The organism is Amycolatopsis sp. SID8362 (assembly GCF_010550475.1).
Classification (GTDB): domain Bacteria; phylum Actinomycetota; class Actinomycetes; order Mycobacteriales; family Pseudonocardiaceae; genus Amycolatopsis; species Amycolatopsis eburnea.
In genome coordinates this window covers 1-1,823 of record NZ_JAAGNB010000260.1, presented here as the reverse complement: position 1 = coordinate 1,823, position 1,823 = coordinate 1, and the positions used below count along the sequence as shown (strand labels likewise).

Below are 1,823 nucleotides of genomic sequence, written 5' to 3'. Positions count from 1 at the left end.
GTCGGCGCGTCCGGTGCGCTGCCGGCCAGCCTCGCGACATCGGCGTGCCGCTGCCGGATGAGCTCTTCGACGTCGGGCGGCCACGGCCGCGCGGAGGGTGCCTGCGGGCCGATCGACTCGAGGAGCTCCGCGGCGGTGGGCCGTCGGCCGGGGGCGGCGGCGAGGCACGGCCGGACGATCTCCCGGATCGACGCCGGCAGCGCGCCGAGGTCGGGGTCGGCCAGCACGACGTTGTTCAACGTCTGCAACGTGTTCCCGCCGTCGAACGGGCTGGCGCCGGTGCAGGCGGCGACGAGCACGGCGCCGAAGGAGAAGATGTCCCCGGCCTGCGTCGCCGGTTCGCTGCGCGCCTGCTCCGGGGACATGAACGCGGGCGAGCCGATCAGCCAGCCCGACCGCGTGATGCCGGGCCGGTCGTCGGCGGCGCGGGCGATGCCGAAGTCGATGACGCGCGGCCCGTCGTCGGTGAGCAGCACGTTGGACGGCTTGAGATCGCGGTGCACCAGGCCGGCGCGGTGGATTTGGCGCAGCGCGCTGGCGAGCCCGGCGGCCAGCCGGAGCACGGCGGCTTCGGGCAGCCCGCCGAGCGCCGTGAGCGTGTCGTCCAGCGACGGTCCCGGGATGTGCACGGAGGCCAGCCACGGGGTCTCGGCGTCGGGATCGGCGTCGACGACGGCCGCGGTGTAGGCACCCGAAACAGCTTGCGAGGCACGGACTTCCTCGCGGAACCGCGCGCGGAAGCCCGGGTCTTCGGCGAGGTGCCGGTGCACGAGCTTGAGCGCGACGAGCCTGCCGTCGGGGCCGCTGCCGAGCACCACCTGGCCCATGCCGCCGCTGCCCAGCTGCCCGAGGATCCGGTACGGCCCGATCGTGCTGCGGTGGTCGATGGTGTCCTCCAGAAACCTGTGATCGCACCGATCCTGGCACCTCGCCGGCCGCCGTGGGGGCGGTTGGCGGGAACCGGTCAACCGTCGTGGCGCACGCGGAACTCGGTGCCGTCCGGGTCCGCCAGTACGACGGTGCCGTCGTCGCGGGTGCCGAGCCGAGTGGCGCCGAGGGAGACCAGCTCGTCGGCCGCCGCTCGCTGGTCGCCGTCCGGGAGCAGTTCGAAGCGCTGGTGGTTCGACGGCGCGGGCGGGCTTTCCCAGGTGTCCCAAGCGACTTTCGTGCCGCCGCGCGGTGACTGGATCGCCGTCTGCTCGCCCCGGTCCCACACCAGGGGCCAGCCCAGCGCCTTGCTCCAGAACAGGCCGGCCTGCCGGCTGCCGGCGCAGGTCAGCTCGCCCAGCGGCCCGCACCCGGCGAGGTAGTCGTTGCCGGGCTCGATCACGCAGAACTCGTAGCCCGCCGGGTCGGCCAGCACGACGTGCGGCTCCTCGGGACGCTGCCCGACGTCGGCGTGGCGGCCGCCGAGGCTGATCGCCGTGGCGACCGTGTGCCGCTGGCCGTCGAGGTTCTCGCTGGTCAGGTGCAGGTGCATCCGGTGCGCGCCGACCCGGCCGGCGCGGCCCGGGACGAACCGCAGGCCGAGCTGGGTGTCCTCGCCCGGCAGCAGCACACCGCCGGTGTCCTCGACGACCTCGCGGCCGAGCAGGCCGGCCCAGAAGCGTGCCGGTTCAGCCGGGTTCTCCGCCTCGAAGGTCACCGCCAGCGAACGCATTCCCGGAACGTAGCCACCGGCCCCGGCGGGCGGCAAGCCGATATGGTCAGCTGGCCGGGCCGCCGACCAGCACCGACCAGCCGCCGTCGATCCGCAGGGTCGTCCCGGTGGCCGGGCGCAGCGCGGGGTCGGCCGCCAGCGCGACCGCGGCGGCGACGTCGTC

Annotated in this window: 2 protein-coding genes; both read right to left on the bottom strand. The window is 74.9% G+C overall.

Going from position 1 to position 1,823, the window contains the following annotated elements; translation table 11 throughout:
• A partial coding sequence (locus G3I65_RS08875) for a serine/threonine-protein kinase (RefSeq protein WP_166639842.1) occupies positions 1-827 on the bottom strand: 827 nt, incomplete at its 3' end.
• Positions 828-964: 137 nt separating this feature from the next.
• Positions 965-1,660: a VOC family protein gene (locus tag G3I65_RS08870; RefSeq protein ID WP_160695662.1), complete on the bottom strand. Its 696-nt coding sequence runs from the start codon at positions 1,658-1,660 to the stop codon at positions 965-967.
• Positions 1,661-1,823: the final 163 nt, after the last annotated feature.